Consider the following 3,350-nt stretch of genomic DNA (forward strand, 5'->3'; position numbering starts at 1 on the left):
ATTAGCGGAGTTAAAATTTTTAATAACGGCGTTAAATTCCGCGACCCCGTTAACGGCCAGCAATATTTTTTAACTCCGGAAAAATCCATTGAAATTCAGAAAAGATTAAACTCTGACATTATGATGGCCTTGGATTGGTGCGCCGGCTACCCGGCCGAAAAAAAACAGATTGAAAAATCGGTTGCCTTGACGACCGAATGGGCGAAAAGGTCAAAGGCTCAGGCCTCGCGAGGTAGAAATAAAAATTTGTTGTTTGGCATAGTTCAAGGCGGAGTTTATAAAGATCTGCGGGGAAAAAGTCTGCAAGATTTGCAGGAGATTGGTTTTGACGGTTATGCCGTTGGCGGCTTGGCCGTGGGCGAACCAGTGAAAAAAATGTATGCCATGCTTGATTATTTAGGGCCAAAGCTTCCGGAAAGTAAGCCGCGTTATTTGATGGGCGTTGGTTATCCCGAACAAATAGTGGGATCCGTCAAACGAGGGATTGATATGTTCGATTGTGTTATTCCGACTCGGCATGCTCGTCACGGAGAAATGTTTGCCTGGAAAACAAATAATTTCGAGAAAAAAGATTTCTATGAAGTCATTACCATTAACAAAAGCCAATATTTTAATGATTCTTCCAGCATTGATAAAAATTGCGATTGCTATGCCTGTCGGAATTTTAGCCGCGCCTATTTACATCATTTATATAAAACCAAAGAGATGCTTTACTATCGTTTGGCCACGATTCACAATATTAAATTTTATTTGGAATTGATGCGGCGTATTCGACAGGCGATTAAATCCGGAAAGTTTTGAGGCCCGTGCCTTATTTATTATTTATCTTTTATCTTCTGCCTCAATTTCATTTAGTTTTCTTTGAATTCATACTGTGGTAGTATGAATTCAAAGAAAAGAAACGAAAGATATGGAGAAAAAACTTGTTTTACATACTTGTTGCGCGGTTTGCGGCGCTTATCTTTGCGAATTGCTGAAAAACGATTTTAGCGAAATTTTGATTTATTTTTATAATCCCAATGTTCATCCCAAGGAAGAATATGAAAAACGGAAAGAAGCCGGTCAGAAATTAGCGGAAATATATGGTTTAGAGTTTGTTGAAGGCGAATACGATGATAAAAATTGGTTTGACTCGGTAAAAGGTTTGGAAAACGAGCCGGAAGGTGGAGCGCGCTGCCCGATTTGTTTTGAGATGCGTTTGAAAAAAACCGCTCAGTTGGCAAAAGAAAGGGGATTTACTCATTTTGCCACGACCTTGGCCGCCAGTCCGTATAAAAGCGAAAAAATCGTTGACGAGCTTGGCGAAAAAATCGCCGAAGAATCAGGCGTTGAATATTTATCCACTGCCGCTATCGGTGATTTGAATAAGAAAGATATTTGGCAGAAAACCCGGGAATTGGCTAAAAAATTCAATTTTTACCACCAAAATTACTGCGGCTGTGTTTTTAGCCAGAGAAAATAAGGGTATTTGACGTTAAAAATAAAAGACTTTAAAATACAGTTGCTACAGTATTATGGATGGAAACAGCGCCGAAAGATTAATTGGTTCAAGCCGTTTTTATTGGATTATCGCCGCTCTTTTTTTAGCGGCGATTTTTGTTTTATCGCTTAATCAAATTGCGGATTTTGATACGGGTTACCATTTGAAAACCGGAGAATATATTGTTCAGCACCTCGCTGTCCCGCATTACGACATATTTTCCTATGCGACTTCCGCTAGTCGTTGGATTGCTCATTATTGGTTGAGTGATGTAATTTTTTACCTGATAAATTTAATCTCCGGATTTAAGGGTTTGATTGTTTTTGCAGGATTGATGGCGGTTTTGACTTATTTTATAGTTTTAAAAACAGCTTGGGATAAAATTGGCAAGTCCATTATCCCGTTATTTGTTCTTTTTATTCTTGCTTATTTTTCTGCGGAATTGTGGGTGGTGCGGCCGCAAGTATTTTCTTATTTGCTGACTGCTCTTTTGATTTTTGCCTTGGAACGCTGGCGCAAAAGTAATAATAAAAAACTGCTTTATTTCCTTCCGCTGATTTTTATACTTTGGGCCAATTTGCACGCTGGAGTGATTTTGGGCATTGCGATTTTAGGCGCTTACGCTGTCGGTCTTGTGATTAAGAGGATAAAAAGTCGTATTCCCATTGTACTGCCGCTTATTATCTTCTTTCTATCCTGCGCGGCAACACTATTAAATCCTAACGGCTACAAAGTTCTCACGTATAATTTCGACATCGCTTCAACTGTTAAGGATATGGGCGTGATGGAATGGCAATCGCTTTTAAGCTATACAAGTACTTGGCAATCCAAAGTTTTTATCGCTTTAATGCTGGTTTTTTTGATTATTGTGTTGTGGCACGCCTTCAGGAAAAAGAAGTTTTTTGAAATTGACTGGACTTCGGTTGCGTTAATTTTAGGATTTTTTGCCATGCCCCTTATTTCAATCAGACACGTCGGTTTTTTCCCGATAGTGGCTGTCCCCTTGGTCTCCGGCGCCTTTTTTGATTTTATTTCCAAAAAGAAAATAGAAATTGATCCTAAGCCGATAATTTGGATTTTTTCCGGAGCGTTGATGGCTTTGGTTATTATTAGTGGCGCCATCCGTATTTGGAACCGGTCAATAGTTAATGAATCGTTGCTTCCGGTTAAAGCCGTTGATTTTATAGAAAAAAACAATATTTCCGGGCCGATGTTTAATTTTCAATCCAGCGGCGGATATTTAATTTGGCGGCTTTGGCCCAAACAATTGATTTTTATGGATGGCCGAAGCGAAGTTTTTGCGGGCAAACCAAACGAAAATTTGAAAAAAGTTTTATTTACCCAACCGGGCTGGCAGGACGTCATCAATCAGGAATACAAAGTAAATTATTTTATAATGTGGTACAGGGAACCGACGAACAAGATTGTCGGGGACTGGATGTTAAAAACAATGTTTGAAATGGGTTTTAAACTGGTGTATTGGGATGATGTGGCAGTAATCCTTGTTCGTAATTCAGCGGAAAATGAAGCGGTAATTGATAAGTACGCTTACCATGTTATTAATCCGTTTATTCATCCTTCGCAAATCGTTGATAAATATTTACCCAATGCGGTTGATGAAATAGAGCGGGCGCTTTCCATTTCTTCGAACTCTATTATGCTGCAAAATTATGCTGACGAATTGATGGCGTGGCTAACGCAAAGTAGGGCAAAGTAGCCAAACAAGCGCAATTTGGTTATTCCAATGTTCTTAAGAATATTGGAATAACCAGTAAAAATGCATAATTTTTTCAACGTTTGACACAGAAGTTTATAAATTTTAAAATATAGGCAATATAACCCCATGGATAATTTAAAAGAAAAACCAAAA

At 38.7% G+C, this 3,350-nt stretch carries 3 protein-coding genes; all 3 read left to right on the forward strand.

The window, feature by feature from the left end; all coding sequences use genetic code 11:
- Positions 1-801, forward strand: an 801-nt coding sequence (gene tgt, locus PHQ42_05305; protein ID MDD5072118.1) for a tRNA guanosine(34) transglycosylase Tgt, incomplete at its 5' end; no start/stop codon positions are given.
- Positions 802-910: 109 nt separating this feature from the next.
- Positions 911-1,462, forward strand: coding sequence for an epoxyqueuosine reductase QueH (locus tag PHQ42_05310; protein MDD5072119.1), 552 nt, complete (start codon positions 911-913; stop codon positions 1,460-1,462).
- 52 nt (positions 1,463-1,514) lie between these two features.
- Positions 1,515-3,197, forward strand: a complete 1,683-nt coding sequence (locus PHQ42_05315) for a hypothetical protein (protein MDD5072120.1) — start codon at positions 1,515-1,517, stop codon at positions 3,195-3,197.
- The last annotated feature ends 153 nt before the right edge of the window (positions 3,198-3,350 follow it).

Source organism: Patescibacteria group bacterium (genome assembly GCA_028711655.1).
In the GTDB taxonomy this organism is placed as follows: Bacteria; Patescibacteriota; Patescibacteriia; order Patescibacteriales; family JAQTRU01; genus JAQTRU01.

Coding starts and splice junctions, on each gene's coding strand:
- PHQ42_05310 (MDD5072119.1), top strand. CDS start 911: ATGGAGAAAAAACTTGTTTTACATACTTGTTGCGCGGTTTGCGGCGCT.
- PHQ42_05315 (MDD5072120.1), top strand. CDS start 1,515: ATGGATGGAAACAGCGCCGAAAGATTAATTGGTTCAAGCCGTTTTTAT.